The organism is Cyanothece sp. BG0011 (assembly GCF_003013815.1).
GTDB lineage: Bacteria > Cyanobacteriota > Cyanobacteriia > Cyanobacteriales > Microcystaceae > Crocosphaera.
Window position 1 is genome coordinate 1 of sequence record NZ_PRLH01000064.1, and the last position, 22,085, is coordinate 22,085.

Annotated in this window: 23 protein-coding genes and 3 pseudogenes; 11 read left to right on the plus strand and 15 right to left on the minus strand. The window is 38.7% G+C overall.

The window, feature by feature from the left end; all coding sequences use genetic code 11:
- Positions 1–331: 331 nt before the first annotated feature.
- Complete coding sequence (locus C4E06_RS09270) at positions 332–796, minus strand: allophycocyanin (protein WP_107667819.1); 465 nt, start codon at positions 794–796, stop codon at positions 332–334.
- Between the two features lie 178 nt (positions 797–974).
- Between C4E06_RS09270 and C4E06_RS09275 the strand changes: the two genes are divergently transcribed.
- Positions 975–2,090, plus strand: coding sequence for a Gfo/Idh/MocA family protein (locus tag C4E06_RS09275; protein WP_107667820.1), 1,116 nt, complete (start codon positions 975–977; stop codon positions 2,088–2,090).
- A 35-nt stretch (positions 2,091–2,125) separates the two neighbouring features.
- Here the strand turns inward: C4E06_RS09275 and rplI are convergent, their stop codons facing one another.
- The 5 genes from rplI to hetL all read right to left on the minus strand — a co-directional run bounded on the left by rplI (position 2,126) and on the right by hetL (position 4,593).
- Entirely contained in the window at positions 2,126–2,584 is a 459-nt protein-coding gene (gene rplI / locus C4E06_RS09280) for a 50S ribosomal protein L9 (protein WP_107667821.1), read from the minus strand.
- A 61-nt stretch (positions 2,585–2,645) separates the two neighbouring features.
- A complete protein-coding gene (locus tag C4E06_RS09285) occupies positions 2,646–3,161 on the minus strand; it encodes a DUF2752 domain-containing protein (RefSeq protein WP_107667822.1) in 516 nt (171 codons plus the stop codon).
- A 19-nt stretch (positions 3,162–3,180) separates the two neighbouring features.
- Positions 3,181–3,375: a hypothetical protein gene (locus C4E06_RS09290; protein ID WP_107667823.1), complete on the minus strand. Its 195-nt coding sequence runs from the start codon at positions 3,373–3,375 to the stop codon at positions 3,181–3,183.
- 32 nt (positions 3,376–3,407) lie between these two features.
- Positions 3,408–3,782, minus strand: coding sequence for a DUF5684 domain-containing protein (locus C4E06_RS09295; RefSeq protein ID WP_107667824.1), 375 nt, complete (start codon positions 3,780–3,782; stop codon positions 3,408–3,410).
- An 88-nt stretch (positions 3,783–3,870) separates the two neighbouring features.
- A complete protein-coding gene (gene hetL / locus C4E06_RS09300; protein WP_107667825.1) occupies positions 3,871–4,593 on the minus strand; it encodes a heterocyst differentiation pentapeptide repeat protein HetL in 723 nt (240 codons plus the stop codon).
- Positions 4,594–4,751: 158 nt separating this feature from the next.
- On the opposite strand from hetL, the gene C4E06_RS09305 reads away from it, so the two are divergent.
- Entirely contained in the window at positions 4,752–5,159 is a 408-nt protein-coding gene (locus tag C4E06_RS09305; protein ID WP_107667826.1) for a metalloregulator ArsR/SmtB family transcription factor, read from the plus strand.
- A gap of 148 nt (positions 5,160–5,307) precedes the next feature.
- A complete protein-coding gene (locus tag C4E06_RS09310) occupies positions 5,308–5,604 on the plus strand; it encodes a hypothetical protein (protein ID WP_107667827.1) in 297 nt (98 codons plus the stop codon).
- Positions 5,605–5,625: 21 nt separating this feature from the next.
- On the opposite strand, the pseudogene C4E06_RS09315 reads toward C4E06_RS09310, so the two are convergent.
- Positions 5,626–5,940 (minus strand): annotated as a pseudogene (locus tag C4E06_RS09315) (Uma2 family endonuclease); the annotation flags it as partial.
- Positions 5,931–7,052, minus strand: a complete 1,122-nt coding sequence (locus tag C4E06_RS09320) for a serine/threonine-protein kinase (protein WP_107667828.1) — start codon at positions 7,050–7,052, stop codon at positions 5,931–5,933. The gene C4E06_RS09320 and the pseudogene C4E06_RS09315, both read right to left, overlap by 10 nt.
- Before the next feature lie 186 nt (positions 7,053–7,238).
- On the opposite strand from C4E06_RS09320, the gene C4E06_RS09325 reads away from it, so the two are divergent.
- The 3 genes from C4E06_RS09325 (at position 7,239) to C4E06_RS09335 (ending at position 10,801) form a co-directional block, all read left to right on the plus strand.
- Positions 7,239–8,765 carry a phosphomannomutase/phosphoglucomutase gene (locus tag C4E06_RS09325; RefSeq protein ID WP_107667829.1) on the plus strand — a complete coding sequence of 509 codons (1,527 nt, stop codon included), beginning with the start codon at positions 7,239–7,241 and terminating at the stop codon, positions 8,763–8,765.
- Between the two features lie 34 nt (positions 8,766–8,799).
- Entirely contained in the window at positions 8,800–9,621 is an 822-nt protein-coding gene (locus tag C4E06_RS09330) for a mechanosensitive ion channel family protein (RefSeq protein ID WP_107667830.1), read from the plus strand.
- Between the two features lie 70 nt (positions 9,622–9,691).
- Positions 9,692–10,801 (plus strand): S-(hydroxymethyl)glutathione dehydrogenase/class III alcohol dehydrogenase, encoded by a 1,110-nt coding sequence (locus C4E06_RS09335; RefSeq protein ID WP_107667831.1) that lies wholly within the window; start codon positions 9,692–9,694, stop codon positions 10,799–10,801.
- Between the two features lie 90 nt (positions 10,802–10,891).
- Here the strand turns inward: C4E06_RS09335 and frr are convergent, their stop codons facing one another.
- Positions 10,892–11,440, minus strand: coding sequence for a ribosome recycling factor (gene frr, locus C4E06_RS09340; protein WP_198648462.1), 549 nt, complete (start codon positions 11,438–11,440; stop codon positions 10,892–10,894).
- Positions 11,427–12,150: pseudogene (pyrH, locus tag C4E06_RS09345) on the minus strand (UMP kinase). Before pyrH ends, frr begins: the two are co-directional and overlap by 14 nt.
- 126 nt (positions 12,151–12,276) lie before the next feature.
- Here pyrH and hpsP point away from each other — a divergent pair.
- On the plus strand, positions 12,277–13,446 hold the full coding sequence (gene hpsP, locus C4E06_RS09350) for a hormogonium polysaccharide biosynthesis glycosyltransferase HpsP (RefSeq protein WP_107667833.1): 1,170 nt from the start codon (positions 12,277–12,279) through the stop codon (positions 13,444–13,446).
- Positions 13,447–13,450: 4 nt separating this feature from the next.
- On the opposite strand, the gene C4E06_RS09355 is transcribed toward hpsP, so the two are convergent.
- Complete coding sequence (locus C4E06_RS09355) at positions 13,451–14,059, minus strand: hypothetical protein (RefSeq protein WP_198648464.1); 609 nt, start codon at positions 14,057–14,059, stop codon at positions 13,451–13,453.
- A gap of 282 nt (positions 14,060–14,341) precedes the next feature.
- Positions 14,342–14,755: a heterocyst frequency control protein PatD gene (gene patD / locus C4E06_RS09360; protein WP_107667835.1), complete on the minus strand. Its 414-nt coding sequence runs from the start codon at positions 14,753–14,755 to the stop codon at positions 14,342–14,344.
- Positions 14,756–15,029: 274 nt separating this feature from the next.
- Between patD and C4E06_RS09365 the strand changes: the two genes are divergently transcribed.
- Both C4E06_RS09365 and C4E06_RS09370 read left to right on the plus strand, forming a co-directional pair.
- On the plus strand, positions 15,030–17,264 hold the full coding sequence (locus C4E06_RS09365; RefSeq protein ID WP_107667836.1) for a bifunctional (p)ppGpp synthetase/guanosine-3',5'-bis(diphosphate) 3'-pyrophosphohydrolase: 2,235 nt from the start codon (positions 15,030–15,032) through the stop codon (positions 17,262–17,264).
- Positions 17,265–17,608: 344 nt separating this feature from the next.
- Positions 17,609–18,091: a DUF29 family protein gene (locus tag C4E06_RS09370; RefSeq protein WP_107667837.1), complete on the plus strand. Its 483-nt coding sequence runs from the start codon at positions 17,609–17,611 to the stop codon at positions 18,089–18,091.
- Positions 18,092–18,097: 6 nt separating this feature from the next.
- On the opposite strand, the gene C4E06_RS09375 is transcribed toward C4E06_RS09370, so the two are convergent.
- Both C4E06_RS09375 and pheT read right to left on the minus strand, forming a co-directional pair.
- On the minus strand, positions 18,098–18,367 hold the full coding sequence (locus C4E06_RS09375; protein ID WP_107667838.1) for a YciI family protein: 270 nt from the start codon (positions 18,365–18,367) through the stop codon (positions 18,098–18,100).
- An 85-nt stretch (positions 18,368–18,452) separates the two neighbouring features.
- Complete coding sequence (pheT, locus tag C4E06_RS09380; protein WP_107667839.1) at positions 18,453–20,894, minus strand: phenylalanine--tRNA ligase subunit beta; 2,442 nt, start codon at positions 20,892–20,894, stop codon at positions 18,453–18,455.
- Positions 20,895–20,957: 63 nt separating this feature from the next.
- Here pheT and C4E06_RS09385 point away from each other — a divergent pair.
- Positions 20,958–21,641: pseudogene (locus C4E06_RS09385) on the plus strand (RNA-guided endonuclease TnpB family protein); the annotation flags it as partial.
- On the opposite strand, the gene C4E06_RS29190 reads toward C4E06_RS09385, so the two are convergent.
- The gene (locus tag C4E06_RS29190; RefSeq protein WP_255412138.1) at positions 21,638–21,760 is read right to left on the minus strand and encodes a hypothetical protein; all 123 of its coding nucleotides are present in this window, start codon (positions 21,758–21,760) and stop codon (positions 21,638–21,640) included. The pseudogene C4E06_RS09385 and the gene C4E06_RS29190 overlap by 4 nt on opposite strands.
- A gap of 100 nt (positions 21,761–21,860) precedes the next feature.
- Here C4E06_RS29190 and C4E06_RS09390 point away from each other — a divergent pair.
- Positions 21,861–22,085 (plus strand): co-chaperone GroES (locus C4E06_RS09390; RefSeq protein ID WP_107667840.1); only part of this gene is annotated, 225 nt, incomplete at its 3' end.

A 22,085-nucleotide genomic window follows, 5' to 3' on the forward strand; every position in this document is an offset into this window, starting at 1 on the left:
CATTCATGAAGTCAGAAGTCAGAAGTGTGAAGTCAGAAGTAAAAATAAGCGTGGGAGATTGTGACCCACCACTAAATTTTTTACCGCTAAAATAAATTTGTAGCGGGGGTCTTGAACCCAATTTCTACGTCTAGAAGCGGTCGGGAAACGCGCCGTCGCACGGCGCAAGTTTAACCGACCAAGAGAGTAGAAAGTCTTAATCTCAAGATTATTAGAAAAAAACTTCTGTTCGTTAGAGCCGGAACGAAGTGAGGAACTTCTGACTTCCTACTTCTGACTTCGAGCGAAGCGATAAAATCCCTTCCTGCTCCCTTAACTGGCAATGATACGATTAACTCAGAAGCGTTTGAACTAATTGTAAACTAGGATTGAGTAATTCCATTTCTTCACGAGTGAATTCTTTCTTCATCACCTCTTCCATCATTTGATAAGTGATTTTTGAAGGATAGTTATCGTTAAAAGCACCCATAATAATTCTTTGCCAAAGCAGGGTATTTCTTAACTTATCTTGGTCACTAAATAACATAGCGGTTGCTAGAAAACGCATCGTATGTTTGCGATCGCGTTCACAAATAGCGGAAACATCTTTTTCTCCTTTGTGAAAAGCAGTGGGGTTTTCCTCTTTAACTTTCCCTTCGGTTTCTTGAATGAGGGTATTTTCGAGGGTTTGTATTTTCTCGTAGGTCGTGATCCGACTTTCAATGGTGTCTAGGTAATCTTGAAGAAACTGTAATTCTCCATCCCTAGCATAGCGACCATCACAATCTTGAGTCAGTTGTTTGAGTTCGGTTAACATAATTTTGTAACTGTTTTAGATAATAAGTTATGAACAAAACCAACCCTATAATTCCCCTAACATTACAATTTATTAACATTCGAGGGTCAGATGCTCCCCTCACCTATCTGTAGTAACTATCGCAAAGCCTGATTATGAACTATGTTAATAACAGTGATAAAAATCCTATCTAGCAATCATGAGTCCTCATTCTCCTATTCGTGTCGCCGTTGTTGGCACTGGTTTCGGTCAAGCTATTCATATTCCAGGGTTACAGCATCACCCTCGCACTGAGTTAGTGGCAGTTTATAATAGAGACTTAGGCAAAGCAAAAGCGATCGCCGATAAAAATAATATTCCCTATGCATTCAATAACTTGGATAAACTCCTCGCTATGTCCGACATTGATGCGGTGACTTTATCGACTCCTCCCTTCCTACACTACGACATGGGAAAACAAATCTTAGCAGCAGGGAAACACCTTCTTTTAGAAAAACCCATGGCCATGTCGGCCCAAGAAACCAGAGAATTGTATCATTTAGCAGCAAACAATAACGTTGTCGCCACCGCAGACTTTGAGTTTCGTTATGTTCCTGCTTGGCAACTCTTAGCAGAAAAGTTACAAGACGGCTATATTGGACAACCCAGACTAATTAAAATTGATTGGTTAGTGGCCAGTCGTGCCAACCCAGAACGGGGCTGGAACTGGTACGCTAGAAAGGATAGAGGCGGTGGTGTTTTAGGGGCTGTGGGTTCCCACGCCTTTGATTATATCCATTGGTTATTTGGTCCAGTGAAACGGTTATCTGCGCGGTTGGTATGTGCTATCAAAGAACGGCCAGATCCCCTCGAAAACGGCAAATTAAAGCCGGTTGATGCCGATGATACCTGTTTAATCATGTTGGAACTCGCAGACGGGACACCGGTGCAATTAACCATTAGTTCTGTGACTTATAATGGTCGAGGTCATTGGCTCGAAGTCTACGGCGATCGCGGTACGTTAGTATTAGGTAGTGATAATTTAAAAGATTATGTCCACGGGTTCCATTTACAAGCAGGACCAGCCGGAAAACCTTTAACAGAGGTGGAAATTCCGAAACGGTTAGCTTTTCCTCAAGTCTTCACTGATGGACGCTTGGCCCCGTTTATTCGTATTGTTGATCGTTGGGTAGAAAGCATCGATCAAAAGCAGTCTTTAGCCCCCTCTCTGTACGAAGGGGTTTATTCTCAATTATTAATGGATTTAACCCATGAATCTAGTGACAAAGGATCTTGGGTGGATGTCCCTGACTTGAATTCTTATCTCAAGAGGTAGGGTTAGTGAACATCCTACCCCCACCATTTTAACCATTAAAGGGGTGCAACTTGAATCTCGATGGTTGCAGTGACTTCGGGGTGAAGTTTGACGGTTGCTTCGTAGAAACCCGTTTTGTTAATGTCGGGGACAGTAATACCACGACGGTCCACTTCTTGGTTGGTGGCTGCTTGAATCGCGTCAGCCACTTCTGAGGTGGTAACGGTTCCAAAAATAGATTCTCCTTCCCCAACTTCTTTGCGAATGGTAAAGCGTCTGATGGTTTCGAGGGCTGTTTTTTTCGCTTCTGCTTGCTGTTTCTCGGCTAAGAGTCTTTGTCTCTCTTTTTCCCTGCGTTGTTCAACTTGTTTGAGAATACCAGGGGTGGCCAGGGTGGCTAATTGTTGAGGAAGTAAATAATTTCTAGCATATCCTGGGGCAACTTCGACTAAATCGCCGTCTTTCCCTAGTTTATTAATGGGTTTATTCAATACCACTTGCACTCGTTTTGCCATGATTTGCTGTTCCTTTTTTTATTTTTGACCGCAACCTTCAATTATACAATAAATTTTTCTATCAGTTACCAGTGATCAGTGACCAGTGACCCGTTAAAATTGACTGTGCAACAGGAGAATGAAGAAATGATCTAGATAATTGTCCTGTTTTCCATAAGTTGAGCAATCTTGTTAGATGATAACCCAATAAAATCCATAAAAAAATAATCTGATAGTTGGAGTTTTTTATGATTTTTAGATAAGCATTTGAAATCTTTTTATTTTTCACCAGTTCATACATTAAATGAAAACTTATACTTAAAAAGATAGTAAAAAGAATCGGTCCGAAAAGGTGAAAATTGATTGATTTTAAGAGATTTCCTTGAGCGATCGCATAAAAAGATCGAGTTAATCCCCATCCAGGACAAGGTATTCCGAGATAATGGAATAAAGGACATCCGGGTAAGGTGATTTTCCAGCCAAAATTAGTTAAATAACTCACTAAAATAGGTAAGGCTAACAAAATTAACTGAATTATCTTTTTCTTTTTGTCTTGTGGGGATAAATCCCTAGATAATTGCTGTTTTCTAGATAGCATAATTTCTGAAACGTTTAAACTATCGATGGCTAAATAAATCCTCACCAAAACACAGAAAATAAATGATAATCGTCGTGAATTGTTGAAACATAATTAACTGAATAGTTTTGATAAAAAAGTTCACTTCTGAGTGAGAATAGGCAGCCATCGATCCTCCTGCTAACATAGCAATGAGCATTAAAAAAATAATTTTTCGGTATTTCAATTTTATCATTGCTCACCTAACTTCATTCATTTTTACACCCATCAACCATAGGCTAAATATCCCAAGATTAAAACGCTAAAACAAGGCATCAGAAGCAATAACCAAGGGGATTTTTCTAATTTTCGACAAATCACTACCCAAGCAATAATTAATTTAACAATGGCAATAATATTAATACAAGGAATACAAGCAAGAATTGTCCATAAAAGCGGATTCTCTTCGTCTCCTGCCTGGAAATTGGCGTAAGTTCCTAGAATCGGTATCCAGGCAAACCAAGCATTTTCTACGCCACATTTTTCATAAATTTTCCAACAGAAAAATGAACTCGCTAGATAAACAATAATAGAAATTAAACTGGATAACGCAGAGGAACCATCTGAACCAGAGGAGGATTGCGCTAAAATCAAAGGTAACATTATGTTAATGTCGACTGGTGCAAGATAACTCCTGTATCATAAAGGTTATTTTTTCTCAAATTCTCTAAAATTTAGGTTCTTTACAGATTCAATGGTAATCTCTATAAATCTTACCATCTGGCATAATTGCTCCCCGTAAATCAGCATTATTTAGAAGGGTTCCTGTTAGGTCAGCATCCTTTAAATTACTATTAACTAAAATGGCATTACTTAGGTCAGCGTAACTCAAATCAGCCGATTGTAAATTAGCTTCCGTTAAATCAGTGGGAAACGGCGATCGATAAGTTTCTTGGCTTAATTTAGCTCGACATAATCTTGCCTCAGATAAATTCGCCTGATATAATAAAGCTGAACTTAAATTGGCATAACATAGGTCAGCCTGACTTAAATTTGCCTGTCCTAAATTGGTTCTTCTCTCAGAAGTGGGACGTAGATCAACTTCATATAAAATAGCCCTTATTAATATAGCCCCTGTTAAGTTGGCCCCGCACAAACTGGCTTTACTTAAATAAGCATCGGTGAGGTTAGCATCAATTAATTTTGCCCCACTGAGATCAGCATCTCTTAATATTGCCTGAGATAAGTCTGCATCTCTCAAGTCAGTCCCCCAGAGAATAGACTCGCTTAGATTAACTTTTTTTAAGTTTGCTTGACAAAAAATACTTTTTCCCAGTCGAGATTGTCGTAAATCTGCTTCTTGAAAATCCACGCCTGAAAGATTAATATCAATTAAATCGGCTTCTCTGAGAACAATTTGATGAAATTTCCTCTCTCCTGAACCATATTTACTCAATAATTCTTTTAATTCCATTATTTATTTCCTATTTATCTTGTTTATATTTTAATCGTAAAAGGATTGCTGTGACTTCCTTTAATTTACAACTATCTAGTAATATAGGAACTTAGCATTAATTAAGCTATAATTAAAAATTATAATATGTCCACATAGTTTGTTATCCATATAACAGTATGCCAAAAATAACCGCATCTCAATATCCTAATGAGACAACCTTGTTAGGAAATCAAGACGTATCTAACCTATCTCCTGCTGTTTTGGCAATGATCGCTGATTTTTTTAAAGTTTTATCAGAGATGAGTCGGTTGCAGATTATTTGTGCCTTAAAAAATGGGGAAAAAAATGTTTCTCAAATCATTGAAATGACGGGGTTAGGACAAGCGAATGTCTCCAAACATTTAAAAGTATTAACTCAAGCTGGAATTGTCAATAGAAATCAAGAGGGAGTCAATGTTTTTTATGCGATCGCCAATCCTTTAGTTTTCCCTTTATGTGATATTGTTTGTAATTCTATCGCTACACAATTACAACAACAAAATAAACAATTAGAATCATTAAAAAGCTTTCAAGAGTTATTTTAAGTTTTCAACCATTATCGATTCCAAAATCTAACATAAACCCTAGTATAATCTTCTCTCGCAATAAAGTTTGAGGATAATTTACAGTTTCTTTTTCTTGTCTTAACCGATAAATTACTATTTAATTATTAAGACAATCAAATAAAAACAGATGAAACTTAAAAAAACAATTCGATTAATATTTGGAACGGCTGCTTTAACGATTACCTTGCCCTCTTTTGCATTATTTACTTATCATACTCTTTTAGATTGGTATCTTTTAGATAATGTTACTCAAGAAATTATGAAAAATAAGGATAAAGTTAGTGAAAAAGAAATGAATTATTTATTATCTAGAGAACTCTCCCATCGTATTAACGTAGCTGCTACTGGAACTTGGACTTTAATGACTGCTATTATTGGCTTACAAGCTGTATCTTTAATCACTAAAAATGACGACAAAAACTAAATAACTTCTAATTATTAACCCCTACCAAATTTCAGTTAAATCTAAGATAAACCCAGGTAAAATGTCTTTACCTGATAGAGTTATAGGATGGTTTAAAATTGCTTTTTCTCGTCCTAAACGATAGATTTCTACTGTTTTTGCTGACGGTTCAATTAACCAACCCAAGTTAACCCCATTGTCTAAATATTCTTGCATCTTTAATTGTAGATCAGAATATCGTTGATTTTTCAAATCACTGGGACTCACTAATTCTATCACAAAATCAGGAGAAATAGGAGGAAACCCTTGTTTTTCTTTGAGGGTTAAACTATTCCAACGTTCTAATTTTATCCAGCTAAAGCATAACATCCGGCTGCATAACCTACCCCTTGCGTTGTGTTAGGATAAGGTATTTTTTTCATCATTGTTATTACTTCTACAGTGTTGCAATGGGGTTTTATTTGTTTATACCAAGCTTGTTCTTTTGACACATTTTGAGACGGTATAGAATGATTAATTGTAGGGTTATTATTGGTATTAATAACTGATAGGACGTTTTGTATTTTAACAATGAATGCTATGAAAACTGTTAAAGTTATAAATCCGATTCCTAATTTAGCCAAAGAATCAAACAATAAAGGCTTATTTTCAGGTATAATTAATTTATTGATATCAAGGGATCGCAATTCTCTTAAAGCAGTTTCTGCATTGGGATAACGGTATTTTGGTAAAGGGTCAACTAAGGTGTTTAACCAAGTAATAAATTGAGGGTTTAACTTACTCATTAAATGCTCAAAATTAAAACAATAATTTTCATCAATCAAGTCACTAATATTAGAAGATGATGTTTGAGTTAATAAACAGATTAAAGTTGCCCCTAAACTATATAAATCTGACGCTTCTGTTAACGGACGATTAAATAATTCTTCTGGAGGAATAAACCCAGGGGTTCCAGCAGTAATGGTACTATTAGCTAATTCTCCATCTCTAATTTTTGCTAATCCAAAATCAATTAAATAGGCGTTTAAATCCTCATCAATTAAAATATTTTCTGGTTTAAGATCACGATGAATAATAGGAGGATTATTGTTTTGTAAATAGACTAATAGTTCTAAAATAGAAATCGCAATTTTTTTAACTTGTTGAGCAGAAAATTTAGACTTAATGGCTAAAGGAGGGGCATCTTTATATTCTTGAACCATACAAAAACCATCCTCAGTTTCAAAAGAGTTAAAATAGCAAGGAATACGAGGATGATCTAAACTTTCTAAAATCATAATTTCTCTTTCATAAGCTTTATAACTACTCCAACTTGCATTAGTATCCACAAAGCGAAATTGTTTAATTACAACCTTTTGCTGTGTTTCCAAACATTCCCCTAAATAACTAATTCTTCCCCCTTCTCGGTTGCAACCTAACTCATGAATAATACTGTAATTATGCTTAGAAAAATTGTTTAAATTTTGCATATTATTACATAAAATAATAAATAATTAACTATAATACCTAGTGTATAACAAAAATAAATTATTATAATTGATTTCTTAAAAAAAGATAAACATAAATCAAAAAATAGTTATTATAGTTTCACATGGGAGACAGAGATCAAAAATTTCGTTACAATAACGTCAGAGTTGTTTACTGAGAGAATAACGATGCAAAAGTTTGACTGGAAAAAATTACAAAATGGTTCAGATATACGCGGCGTTGCCTTAGAAGGGGTAGCCGACGAACCCGTTAATTTAACCCCTGAAGTTGCTAAAATTTTAGGTCAAGCTTTTGCGAGTTGGTTGGGACAAAAATTAGGAAAAAATCCCTCAGAATTAAGCATTTCTTTAGGTAGAGACAGTCGCTTATCGGGACCTAGTTTACTATCTGCTGTAACGGAAGGTATTAGTCTGTTAGGAAGCAAGGTTTATAATTTTGATATTGCCTCGACTCCTGCTATGTTTATGAGTACCATTACATCTGAATTAAGTTGTGATGGGGCAATTATGTTAACCGCTAGTCATCTTCCTTTTAACCGTAATGGATTAAAGTTTTTTACGAAAGAGGGAGGACTTAATAAAGGAGATATTACCGACATTTTAAATTTAGCTGAAAATAACAATTTTTCCGTCGCTCAACAAAAAGGAAGCGTAGAAAAATATGATTTTATTAGCGTTTATGCTCAAGGGTTAGTTGAAAAAGTTAGAGAAAGTGTGAACCATCAAGAGCATTTTGAGAAACCCTTACAAGGATTAAAAATTATTGTAGATGCTGGTAACGGTGCGGGGGGATTTTATGCTGAAAAAGTTCTCAAACCCTTGGGTGCAGACACAGAAGGCAGTCAATTTTTAGACCCTGATGGTACATTTCCCAATCATATTCCTAACCCTGAAAATGAAGCAGCAATGCAGTCCATTTGTCAAGCAGTTGTTGATAATAAAGCAGACTTCGGGATTATTTTTGATACCGATGTTGACCGAGGGGCTGCAGTGGATAGTTCAGGGAAAGAATTGAATCGAAATCGTTTAATTGCCTTAATTTCTGCCATTGTTTTAAAAGAACATCCAGGGTCAACTATTGTCACAGATTCTATCACTTCTGATGGTTTAACAACCTTTATAGAAGAAGAATTAAACGGGGTTCATCATCGCTTTAAAAGAGGCTATAAAAATGTTATTAATGAATCGGTTAGATTGAATAATGAAGGACAAGAATCTTGGTTAGCGATTGAAACTTCTGGACATGGGGCAATGAAAGAAAACTATTTCTTGGACGATGGGGCTTATTTAGTCACTAAACTATTAATTGAATTAGCCAACTGTCAACAACAAGGGAAAGTCTTAACCGATTTAATTGCTAATTTAAAAGAACCCAAAGAAAGTAAAGAAATTAGGTTAAAAATTTATACAGAAAACTTCAAAGACTATGGAAATCAGATTATAGGAAAATTAAAAGAATTTGCAACTAGTAAAGAAAATTGGGAAATTGTTCCTAATAATTACGAAGGGGTGAGAATTTCTTGTCAATCCCCTGATGAAGACGGTTGGTTATTATTACGTTTATCTCTCCATGATCCCGTTATTCCTATTAATATAGAATCCAATGTTTCAGGAGGAGTGAATCAGATTGGAAGTAAGCTGTTGGAATTTTTAAAAGGTTTTGAATCTTTAGATTTAACTGTATTTGATGTATAATAAGCTCTGAAAGGATTAAAGTAGGTGATTTTAGATGAAAAACGTCAATCTAGAAGCTCTTTTCATTAAATTGCAAGAGTGGTTAGTCACTTTTGGAATTCAATTAATTGCAGCCATTATTATTCTTTTAATTGGGATACAAGTTGCAAAAATTTCTCGTAAGTTAGTAGAAAAAGCCCTACAAAAAACTAGAGTTGATCTTACTATTATCAACTTTCTGAGTAATGTTATTTATGTCACGGTTTTAGCATTAGTGACCATTGTCGTGTTAGGTCAAATTGGAGTTAAAACTGCCTCATTAATTGCTATTTTAGGGTCAGCAGGGATTGCCGTCGGTTTAGCATTACAAGGTTCATTATCTAATATTGCTTCTGGTATTATGTTAGTGATCTTTCGTCCTTTTCGGGTAGGGGACTACATAGAAGGAGGAGGAACTGCCGGTATTGTTAAAGAAATCCAGATTTTTAATACTATTTTAACCAGTCCAGATAACCGTAGAATTTTTGTCCCTAATAGTAAATTTTTTGAAAGTAGTATTACCAACTATTCAGCAGAAGCAACCCGTCGCATTGACTTAGTATTTGGTATTGGTTACGACGATGATATCAAACAAGCAAAGCAATTATTATTAGATATTTTAGCAGAAGATTCTCGAATTTTAAGCGATCCTAGTCCGACCGTTGGACTCTTAGAATTAGCCGATAGTAGCGTTAACTTTGCTGTTCGCCCTTGGGTGAAAAAAGAAGATTATTTAGATGTTCTATTCAGTTTGCAAGAAACTGTAAAAGAGCGATTTGATGAAGCAGGAATTAACATTCCTTTCCCTCAACGAGATATTCATATTCATCAATCTTAAATCAAAACTCTGTTGTTAAAAGCAATGGATGTTAAAATTAACCAAGCGGTAATGAGACCAAGAAATTAATATGGATGTGAAAGCGGCCGTCGCCTTTGAAGCAGGGAAAAATCTTAGTATTGAAACAGTCCAGTTAGAAGGACCAAAAGAGGGAGAAGTTTTAGTTGAAATTAAAGCCACAGGGGTTTGTCATACCGATGCTTACACCCTGTCGGGAAGCGACCCAGAAGGCTTATTTCCGGCGATTTTAGGTCATGAAGGGGCTGGTATTGTCGTAGAAGTTGGGCCGGGGGTCAAAAGTCTCAAACCTGGAGATCACGTCATTCCTCTCTACATACCCGAATGCCGTCAATGTGAATACTGTTTGAGCTTCAAAACCAATCTTTGTCAAGCAGTACGGGCAACCCAGGGACGGGGATTAATGCCCGATGGAACCAGTCGTTTTTCTGTCGATAACCGCGAAATTTTCCATTACATGGGAACCTCTACCTTTGCTAACTATACCGTTGTTCCCGAAATTGCTCTGGCGAAAATCCGCGAAGATGCGCCCTTTGATAAGGTTTGTTATATTGGCTGTGGGGTGACCACTGGTATCGGGGCCGTGATTAATACCGCTAAAGTCGAACCCGGATCAAAAGTGGTTGTTTTTGGCTTAGGGGGTATTGGTTTAAACGTCATTCAAGGGGCGAAAATGGTCGGGGCCGATATGATTGTCGGTGTCGATATTAACCCCAGTAAACGGGAACTGGCCGAAAAGTTCGGTATGACCCATTTTGTTAATCCCAAAGAGGTTGATGGAGATATTGTCGCTTGTTTGGTGGATTTAACCAACGGTGGGGCCGACTATAGTTTTGAATGTATTGGCAATGTTCAGGTGATGCGACAGGCCCTAGAATGTTGTCATAAAGGTTGGGGTGTGGCTACCATTATCGGAGTGGCCGGTGCAGGGCAAGAGATTAGCACTCGTCCCTTTCAGTTAGTTACCGGACGGGTATGGAAAGGGACAGCATTTGGTGGGGCCAGAGGTCGTACCGATGTTCCGAAAATTGTCGATTGGTATATGGAAGGGAAAATTAATATTGATGATTTAATTACTCATGTGATGCCCGTCGAACAGATTAATGATGCGTTTGATTTGATGCACCAAGGAAAATCTATTCGGAGTGTAATTACGTTTTAAACAGTGAACAGTTATCAGTGACCAGTAATCGACTTAATAATAAAAAAAAGCCCGCTATCTGCGGACTTCAAAAACATGGAAGTCTATCCTTTAGACTGTCATAATATCCTTTTCTTTCGCTGCCAATAACTCATCAATTTTCTCAGTAAACTGATCCGTTACTTTTTGGATATCATCTTGTAGACCGCGAGATTCATCCTCAGAAATGTCGCTATTTTTTTCCTGTTTACGAACATCATCGATCGCATCTCGGCGAATATTTCTGATGGCTACCTTACCCTCTTCAGCCATTTTACTGGCCAATTTCACTAAATCTTTGCGTCGTTCCTCGGTTAAAGGGGGAATATTCAAACGAATCACTTGACCATCATTATTAGGGGTTAATCCTACATCAGACATCTGAATTGCCTTTTCAATTTGCCCCATACTTCCTTTATCATAAGGTTGAATCATGATAACAGTGGCTTCTGGAGTGCTGATATTCGCCAACTGATAGAGAGGCGTTTCGGTGCCATAATAGTCCACTGTTACCCGATCCAGGATAGCAGCATTTGCCCGTCCTGTGCGAATGGTATTAAACGATCGCTGAGTGGCCTCAACGGATTTTTGCATATTGTCTTTCAGGTCATCTAACATCACAGAAACCTCCTACAATGGTTCCAACAGATTCACCTTTAATTGCTCGAACAATGTTCCCTGGGACCGAGAGATCGAAGACAATTATCGGGATATCGTTTTCTTTACAAAGGGCGATCGCTGTCCCATCCATCACCCGTAAATCATGAGCCAACACATGGCTATAGGTTAAGCTTTCATAGCGACGGGCGTTAGGGTTTAACTGAGGATCACAGTCATAGACTCCATCCACCTTAGTCGCCTTAAACACCACCTCTGCGTCAATTTCTGCAGCCCTCAAAGCGGCCGTGGTATCCGTGGTAAAAAAAAGGATTCCCCGAACCTGCCCCAAAAACAATGACCCGCCCTTTTTCAAGATGACGGATCGCACGACGACGGATATAGGGTTCAGCCACTTCCTGCATGGCGATCGCTGTTAATACCCTGGTGGGGACCCCCATTTGTTCCAGGGCATCTTGCAACGTCATCGCATTCATGACAGTGGCGATCATACCCACATAGTCGGCGGTTGCTCGATCCATGCCGGCTGAGGCGGCTTTTACCCCTCGGAAAATGTTGCCCCCACCCACAACGATCGCTAATTGAATGCCATGATCAATGACATCTTTAATTTCTTGAGCAATGTCGGCCACGACTTTGGGGTCAATGCCATAGCCCAGGTTTCCCATTAGGGCTTCACCGCTAAGTTTGAGTAATACGCGCTGGTAAGTCATCCCTCTGTCGCAACTGTATAATTGAGCCTATTATATCTGGGTAATAAGCATCAGCGATCTTGTCCTTTTTGTCAAACCATCAGCAAGGACGACTCATAAAAACCCAAAAACTACTTCAACAAAATCATGAAAGTTCTACAAATTGTCCCATCTATCTCTTTAGTTTATGGTGGTCCGTCTCAAATGGTTTTAGGTCTTTCTGCTGCTTTAGCGAACGCAGGGATTGATGTGACTATCTTAACCACTAATTCTAATGGCGATACGGGACAAGCACCGTTAGATGTCCCTTTAGGGGTTCCCATAGAACAAGACGACTATAAAATTATCTATTTTCCCTGTTCTCCCTTTCGTCGTTATAAGTTTTCTCTTCCTTTATTGCAATGGTTAAATAACCACGCCAAAGACTATGATATTGCTCATTGTCATGCTTTATTTTCTCCTGTAACTACAGCAGCCGCAACTATCGCTAGGTATCAGAAATTACCGTACATTCTACGACCATTAGGAACCCTTGATCCGGCTGATCTCAAGAAAAAACGACGTTTGAAGCAAATTTATGGAAACCTTCTAGAACGCCCTAATATTGATGGTTCTGCTGCCATACATTTTACAACGGAAGAAGAGGCGAATATTTCCTATCGTTATGGGGTAAAAACCCAAGATTTAATTATTCCGTTGGGGGTTAATTTTCCTGATAGTTTACCGAAAAAAGGGGAAACGAGACACAGTTTAGGTATTGCTGATGATGTCCCTTTACTCTTGTTTATGTCTCGTATTGATCCAAAAAAAGGCTTAAATTTTCTAATTGAAGCGACAGAAAAACTCATTAAAAAAGGTCTTAACTTTCACTTAGTGTTAGCGGGTTCTAATCCTCAAGATCCTGTTTATGAAAAGAAGATAACAAAACAAATTAATGATTCTATTTTAGCGAACTATACAACCATTACAGGGTTTGTCAAAGGAGAGTTAAAGTTAGGTTTATTACAAGATGCTGATCTGTTTATTTTACCTTCTTATTACGAAAACTTTGGTATTGCTGTGGCTGAAGCGATGGCCATCAAAACCCCTGTGATTATTTCTCAAGGGGTTTATATTTGGCCCGATGTTGAAACTTATCAAGCTGGTTGGGTAACAACTTTAGATGTTGAAGCTTTAACCAATGCTTTAGAAACTGCTATTTTATCCCCTCAAACCAGAGAAGAAAGAGGAGAAAACGCTTATCAATTAGTCAAAGATAAATATAGTTGGTCGGCGATCGCAAAACAAGTCATTGACGCTTATGAACGTTTGCAATAGATAGTTACAATTCTATTCGTATACTAGGATTTTCCTCTCTATTATTAAAATCTGGTTCAATAATCTCTGGTTCTCTAATAAAGATATCTCCTGGTTTCTTTTCTGTTTCTAAGGTCAAGGGAATTAATGTTTCTGAACCCAGATCAAAATGATACATTAATGTTTTCTTTCGTCTCGGAGAATTAGCCATAAATTCTACGGTTAAAACTTGATCTGTCCAGGTCAAATTATTGATATCTATTTCATTATCGATAAACAGAGTATCCACATTGTCAAGTTGTTGATTATTATTCCCTAATAAAACAGCAACATAATTATTAAGCTCAATTCCTTGTTCAAGTTCCGTTAAAATAACGAAGAAATCTTGTGATTGATCATTATTAATATCTGCGATCGCTACTTTTTCGCTTAAAACAAAAACTTTATTTCCCGTTTCATAACGACCCCCTGACAAGGTAATGGCTTCTCCATCAGGTAAATAATAAATTGTGTTGTTTAAGGGATTATTTATTTCATTATCTTGTGCCAATACCCTTGTTGGGAAAAAGGGAAAATTAATCAAACTGAAACCGATGATTGACGTTAAAAGCCAATTTTTTATAGATTGGTTCAAAATAGTTACTACCTCCTCTACGGTGATATTAATATGTAGGTAGTTATAAATAAACGTAAGGTGGACTATGCTAAGAAAAAGCTGAAAAACCTGAATGAGAAACCATTCGAGACATTGCCCACCCTACAAGTTTTATCCATTTAATTATGCCTACTTACTTACTAGGTTATCAAATTAACCGAAAAGAATTCAATCAAGAAAAGTGGCTAAACTAAACTTAAAGGATTGACTGTTTTGAAAATGATCACTCTCCTCACTTATTTCAGTTAGGAGACATTAACCTTATTGCTCTAATTGACTTATTATGGCTTGAGAATATCCAATTAACTCCTTAACCTTCTCTTGTACCTTTTCTAATCTCTTTTCTGTGGTTTGAACTTGACGAGAAGCTGTCAGAAATAGTAATTCCGTTCCCAGTAATCTTAAATTTTTATTAATTTCTGTTTGTGCTGATCGAATCGAGGCGATCTCGAAGAGATCCGCTAGACTTCGTCCCTCTTCGAGTCCGCGGTGCGCGTTACAATCTAATTCATCTAACTTCATGCTGAGAATCTGATCGTGAAAAATTGTTTGTACCTGTTGGTACATCGATTTTATCGTTATCATATCTATATCCTCAGCCAGCACTTGCTTTTGGAGTTCTAGGAGCTTATTTAAAAGCTCATGATAAAACTGATGATAAAATTTCAGTAACATAGGACACCATATTGCGTTATTATTTGTAAATAAATATTAAACTTTATAAGTGACTTTAACCAATCTCAATCTGTCCTTAAACTGAAATTATTAAAAGAAGTCCTCGCTTTTGAGAAGGAGGACAAAGCTGATGGTAAAAAAAGGTAGGACAGGACAAAACCAATGGTTTTGAAGCCCTTAACTTTTTCCATCAGAGAAGAATTAGCGTTTAAATACTCTTATTAGCGTTTTCTTATCCATTCTCATCCTTGTCTATACCTAGCCCGATCCTCCTATGAACGCAGTTACCTTCCCTGACAGTAAACCCCTTGATCTCACCCTTCCAGACTGGTTAAACCAGTGTCTGATCTCCCATGAGTCAGACAAAACGAATCAGGATCTCGACCTAATTTGTCGTGCATTTAATTTTGCCTACAAACTCCACGAAGGACAAACCCGTAAGTCAGGAGAACCCTACATTGCCCATCCCGTAGCGGTGGCTGGTATTCTGAGGGACTTAGGAGGAGATAGGGCTATGATTGCGGCAGGTTTCCTTCATGATGTGGTAGAGGATACAGATGTCACAGTCGAAGAGATAGAAGAGATGTTTGGCCAAGAAGTTGCCCTCTTGGTAGAAGGGGTAACCAAACTCTCAAAATTTAACTTCTCTAATAAAACCGAACAACAGGCCGAAAACTTCCGCCGGATGTTTTTAGCCATGGCCAGAGATATTCGCGTCATTGTGGTCAAATTAGCCGATCGCCTCCACAATATGCGAACATTAGACCCCCTCCGGCCAGACAAACAAAGGCGTATCGCCAGAGAAACCAAAGAAATATTTGCCCCCTTAGCCAACCGTTTAGGAATTTGGCGCGTTAAATGGGAATTAGAAGATTTATCCTTTAAATACTTAGAACCAGAAGACTACCGTGAAATTCAAAATTTCGTCTCAGAAAAACGCATTGATCGCGAAACTCGTATCGAAACCGTAAAAACAACCCTACAAAAACGACTTGATGACATGGGGATACAAGTCCTAGAATTACAAGGACGACCCAAGCATCTCTATGGCATTTATTTCAAAATGCAGCGTCAAAATAAAGGATTTCATGAAATCTACGATCTCGCTGCGTTGAGAATTATTGTGAAAACCAACGAAGAATGTTATCGGGCCCTAGCAGTGGTTCACGATGTCTTTAAACCCATGCCAGGCCGCTTTAAGGACTATATCGGACTACCTAAACCCAACCGTTATCAGTCCCTACATACCACCGTTGTCGGTTTAAATGGTCGCCCCCTAGAAATCCAAATTCGTACCCTAGAAATGCACCATATCGCTGAATATGGAATTGCAGCCCACTGGAAATATAAAGAAACAGGGGGATCGAATCATAGCCATTTTTCTAATGACGATGAAAAATTTACGTGGTTACGGCAACTCCTCGACTGGCAAAAAGAGCTTAAAGATGACCAAGAATATGTAGACAATCTCAAAGAAAATCTCTTTGATGATGATGTGTACGTCTTCACCCCCGATGGAGACGTGATCGCCCTATCCAGAGGCGCAACCGCCGTAGACTTTGCCTATCGCATTCACACCGAAGTGGGCAACCATATGAAAGGGGCGAGAATTAATGGTAGATGGTCAGTTTTAGACCAACCCCTAAACAACGGGGATATTGTCGAAATTATTACCCAAAAGAACTGCCACCCCAGTTTAGACTGGCTCAACTTTGTGGTGACTCCTACAGCCCGGAACCGCATTCGTCAATGGTTTAAGCGATCGCGTAGGGAAGAAAATATGTCCAGAGGCCGAGATATCCTCGAAAAAGAATTAGGGAAAAACGGCTTTGAAGCGTTATTGAAGTCTTCACCCATGCAAACCGTTGCCGAAAAATGTAATTATCAATCAGTGGATGATTTATTAGCCGGGTTGGGTTATGGTGGCATTACCCTCAACCAAGTGGTGAACCGAGTCCGAGAAGTGACGGTTACCAACCAAAAAGAAGAGGTTTCAGAGATTAACTTACCCAGTGCGTCTCCGTCTCCCTCCTGCCCCAGTAAACCCAATAAATCCCCCATTTTAGGGGTCGAAGGGCTAGTTTATCATATTGCAGGGTGTTGTAAACCCTTACCCGGTGATCCCATCATTGGCGTGGTAACCAGGGGCAATCGAGGCATTTCTATCCATACTCAAAATTGTTCTAATATTGAGAATATCCCTGGAGAACAATTTATTCCCGTGCGTTGGAATACAGTGGATAGTAAAGGCTGTGCCACCACTTATCCCGTCGATGTACAAATCGAAGCCCTCGACCGAGTTGGGGTTCTCAAAGACATTTTATTACGGGTGAGTGACCACCATATCAATGTCTGCAACGCAGGGGTGAAAACCGGACGCAATAAACCAGCGATTATTAATTTACGTATCGAAATCCGCGATCGCCACCAGTTGGACTACCTCATGAATAGTATTAATAATATGAGTGATGTTCTTCATATTCATCGAGTTAATGGGGTGGATTTTTAAGGATAACATAGGACATGATTGACCAACGGTCAGAGATGACTCCGCCGGACAACGACGGAGTCATCTCTGACTGGCGATCGCCTTACCAACCAACCATCAACGGTAGAATAGTATAATGACCGAAAAAAAGGGTTCCAAGCCTCCTATTTCAAGGGAATGAAAAGAAGAGTTTTGCTTGTTTCAAACCTCCAACTTGAGGTGGGGGTAATTCTAAATTCTACATTCTAAATTCTACATTCTGATTGACTTAGCGATCGCTTAATAAAAAAAAGAAGAAAGATTATAAATAGTCTGAAAAATGTGGATTGATCATTCAGCAAAGACTAGATGAGGATTTCTTTCTAATGAATAATAATTTATATGAAACTGATTATGATTTATGGCTAAAGCAGCAACTAGAAGCCGTAAAAAAAAGAAATTCCGACGCTTTAGATTGGGATAATTTAGCAGAAGAACTTCAAGATTTGTCCACTTTCCCCCGTAATCTGATTAATGACTATTTGATGATGTTGCTTTTATATTTGATGAAAACTGCTGTTCAAAGAAATGTTTATTTAGATTTTAGTAGCGAATGGATAATTAATATAGCCCGTCATCGCATTCTGATTAAGCAATTAATCAAACAATATCCTAAAACCTTAGAGTCTTACTTACAAACTGCTATTACCCCCATTTATGAAGAAGTTCTTGAATTGCTGCTATTAGAAAAAGATTGGAAAAGAAATGAGACTTATGATTATCCAAAATTTTGCCCTTTTACCATTGAGCAAATATTAGACAAAAATTTCTTTCCCAATGACCAAAGAACGATCTTACCCAACAATTAAATGTGCTTAAAAAGCTTGTATCCATTCTTTTATTTCATAATCTGTCCAAATTCCATTTTTCCAATAAGGATCATTTTCAATTAATTCCTTGACTTTTTCAACATTTTCTGCATCATAAATACCGAACACTTTAGTATTATCTTTAGTCGGTCCAAGGGTAACTAAAATTCCTGTTTCTTTTTGCTGTTTTAAACCTTCTAAATGATCTTGACGATAAGGGGTTCTTTTTTCTAGCGCATTTTCACAATAACTACCAAATAAAATGTATTTCGGCATAATTTTTAGACCTTCAAAGTGAATAATTAATCTAGGGGTTTAACACTGTTAAACCCTAATTCAACCTGACATTAAACCCCGTTTTTTAACTCCGAAGGGTAACATCAAACTGTTTAACTAAAGTCTGACGAATCTTATCATGAACTGGTTCAACATCTTCATCGGTTAAAGTACGATCGCCGGAACGATAAGCTAAACTAAAGGCTAAACTTCTTTGTCCGTCGGGGACGTTTTTCCCTTGATAATCATCAAATAATTCCACTCCGGTTAAAAGTTTGCCTCCTGCTTTATTCATGGTTTTCGTTAAGTCTGCAACAGACACATCTAACGCAGCAAAAAAGGCTAAATCTCTTTCTACGGCAGGATAGGTAGAATACAGTTCAAAATGAGGAGTCAATAAGTTATCTTGGTTCAGAACTTTCGATAAACAACGAAAATCTAACTCAAACCCATAAACTTCGGGCATTAAATCTTTGTCTTGCCGTAGTTGGGGGTGAATTTGCCCAAAAATACCTAGTCTTTCCCCATTTAACCATAAAGAGGCAGTGCGCCCAGGGTGTAACCGTTCATCTTGACTATCCGGTTGATAGTCTACTGATACCCCTAACCGTTGAAATACACTTTCTAAAATACCTTTCGCCTCATACCAAGTCATGGGGTTAGGTTTACCGCTTCTGGTCCAACGACCTTGAGGTAATAAATCACCCCCCATAATACCAGCGATATTATCCCATTCTGCCATTTCTCCCTCAATCTTGCGGAAAATACGCCCAATTTCAAAGCCATTTAATGCGCCGTTGCCTTGGGACTGATTATAGGCAAAAGCGTCAATAATACCATCTAAAAGATTGGTTCTTAAGGCAGAATATTCGGCAAATAAGGGGTTACTGATGACAATTTCTGCTTTTTCGGGTTTAACCAGGGAATATTGTACTAATTCCGTTAACCCCACCCCTCGGAATGCTTCTCTTACCTTACGTTGGGTTTGATATTCAATAGATAGTCCGCCGGCTTCGGTTTTGTCAGGAAGTTCATCACAGAAGCGATCGTAACCGTAAAGACGGGCCACTTCTTCGATGAGGTCAATTTCTCGTTCTAAGTCCCGATAACGGTAGGAAGGAACAGTGACAGACCAAACCTTGTCATTTCCCGTTACGGGGGTTAACCGACAACCTAAGTCGCTTAAAATGCGTTCTACATCCACTGCTGCAATGTTAGTCTTTTGGCCTTCTTTTTCAACGGGGCCTAACACTTGATGGATGCGATCGAGACGTAACTCAATCGACTGGGCCGATCGATCCGGACGATGATCACTCATTTGTTGAGTTACAGGGGTTCCTCCTGCTAACTCCGTAATTAAAGCGATCGCCCGTTGACAGGCTAATTCTAACTCAGAATAATTAATTCCCCGTTCATATCTGGCCGATGCTTCGCTGCGTAAACTTTGACTCCGAGAGGATCGACGGATGGTAACTTGTTCAAATAAGGCTGCTTCTAAAAGGATATTTTGGGTTTCCTCAGCGACTTCGGTTTCTTCTCCTCCCATGACACCAGCAAGGGCAACAGGGGTATCATTAGCCGTAATGAGTAAGTTAACTGGGTTTAGCTTTCTTTCTTGGCCATCAAGGGTTTTCAGGGTTTCTGTCTCCTTAGCAAAGCGAACGCCGACGGTTAAATGATCCTTATTTCGGGCGACGGTTTCTAACTTCTGGAGATCGAAAGCATGAAGGGGTTGACCCCATTCTAATAACACTAAATTGGTGATATCAACAACATTATTGATGGGACGAACCCCGGCCGCTTCTAACCGTTGTTGTAACCAGTCAGGAGAGGGTGAAATTTTTACCCCTTCGATCACCGTTCCGATGTAGGTAGGACAAGCATTACCGTCCTTAACTTCTACCGTCAGAGGATAACTTTTTTCATCCGAGAAGGAAGTTTGAGGGGGTTGGGGTAAGTTTAACTTTCCTCCTGTCAAGGCCGCCACTTCCCTGGCCACACCGATCATACTCATGGCATCGGCGCGGTTGGCGGTGGGGGTGATATCTAAAATAACATCATCTAAACCTAAATAGGGACGAGCATCTGCCCCTAATTGTAGGTTATCTTCTTCAAAAATATGAATTCCGGCTGATTCTTTCGTTAGTCCCACTTCTGCTAAGGAACAGATCATCCCTTCAGATTTTACCCCTCGCAGTTTGGCCGATTTAATTTTGAGGTCAATTTTTGGTAAATAGGTTCCTAACGTAGCAACAGGAACGTATATATCGGCTTTCGCATTCGGAGCCCCACAAACAATGGTAGAAGGGGTTTCTTGACCAATATCGACTTGACAGACGCTTAATTTGTCAGCATTGGGGTGAGGTTGACGGTCTATAATTTTACCGATCACAACCCCATCAGCCCATTGACGACGATCTTCGATTTCATCGACTTCTAAACCGGCGATGGTCAAAAGATCGGCTAAGGCTTCGGGGGTGAGGGTGACGTTAACGAGTTCCCGCAGCCAGTTAACGGAAATTTTCATAGTATTTTTGTATGTTGCGATCGGTGGCCAAAGTCTAGTTTAACAAACAATTAAACCGTTTGTGATCAAGCACTTGCTATTGATTTGGGACTTGATAATTTGGCGGCTTGTTTTGACACTGAAGGGCATCAATTTTTGATTGATGGGAAAAAACTTAAAAGCATTAATCAGTGGTATAACAAACGTAATGCCGAATTGCAATCTTTTAAAGACAAACAAGGCATTAAAGGCTTTACAAATCAACAGGCTAGACTTTATCAATGGCGCAACGATTGTCTTCGAGACTACTTGAATAAGACGGCTAGAATAATAATTAACCATTGTTTGACCCATCAAATTGGCAAGCTCGTGGTCGGCTATAACCCTGGCATCAAACAAGAGATTAATATCGGACGTTCTAATAACCAAAACTTCGTTCAAATCCCTTTCTGGCAACTGAGACAAAAGCTTAAAGCTTTGTGTTCTCGATATGGAATTGAGTATTTTGAACAAGAAGAATCTTACTCGTCTAAAGCCAGTTTTTATGACCAAGATAAAATCCCTGTTTACAATGCCGATAACCCCAGTCAACATAAGTTTTCTGGTAAAAGAATTAAACGGGGACTGTATCGGACAAAGGGTAAACATTTGGTTTCTAGCGATATTAATGGAAGTGCCAATATCTTGGTAAAAAGTAAACACAGACTCAATTTTGAGCGAGTGTCTAGTGGGTTTTTGGCTAACCCTTTAAGGATCTTGATCTCTTAAGAATCCACTCGCCATAAGGGCAGTGGAGTGTCAACTTCTTTCTTCCCTTGCTCACAAGTTCTCTCCAATGATACAACCGTCAAAAGTTCGGGAACCCGTACCCTAACAACAGTTGCCATACATCCCCTTATTTAGCTAAATTAGCACTCGTAAGGTAAGAGTGCTAAACAAATTAAAGACAGCCCTCGACCCCATTATTAACATCAGGAGGATTCGTCCATGGCAGCAATTAGTATTAACGTTTCTACCGTTAAACCCCTCGGCGATCGCATTTTCGTCAAAGTCAGCCCCGCCGAAGAAAAAACCGCAGGAGGGATCTTACTTCCTGATAACGCCCAAGAAAAACCCCAAATTGGCGAAGTGGTAGCCGTTGGGCCCGGAAAACGTAACGACGATGGCAGTCGTTCTGAATTAGATGTCAAAGTCGGGGACAAAGTCCTTTAC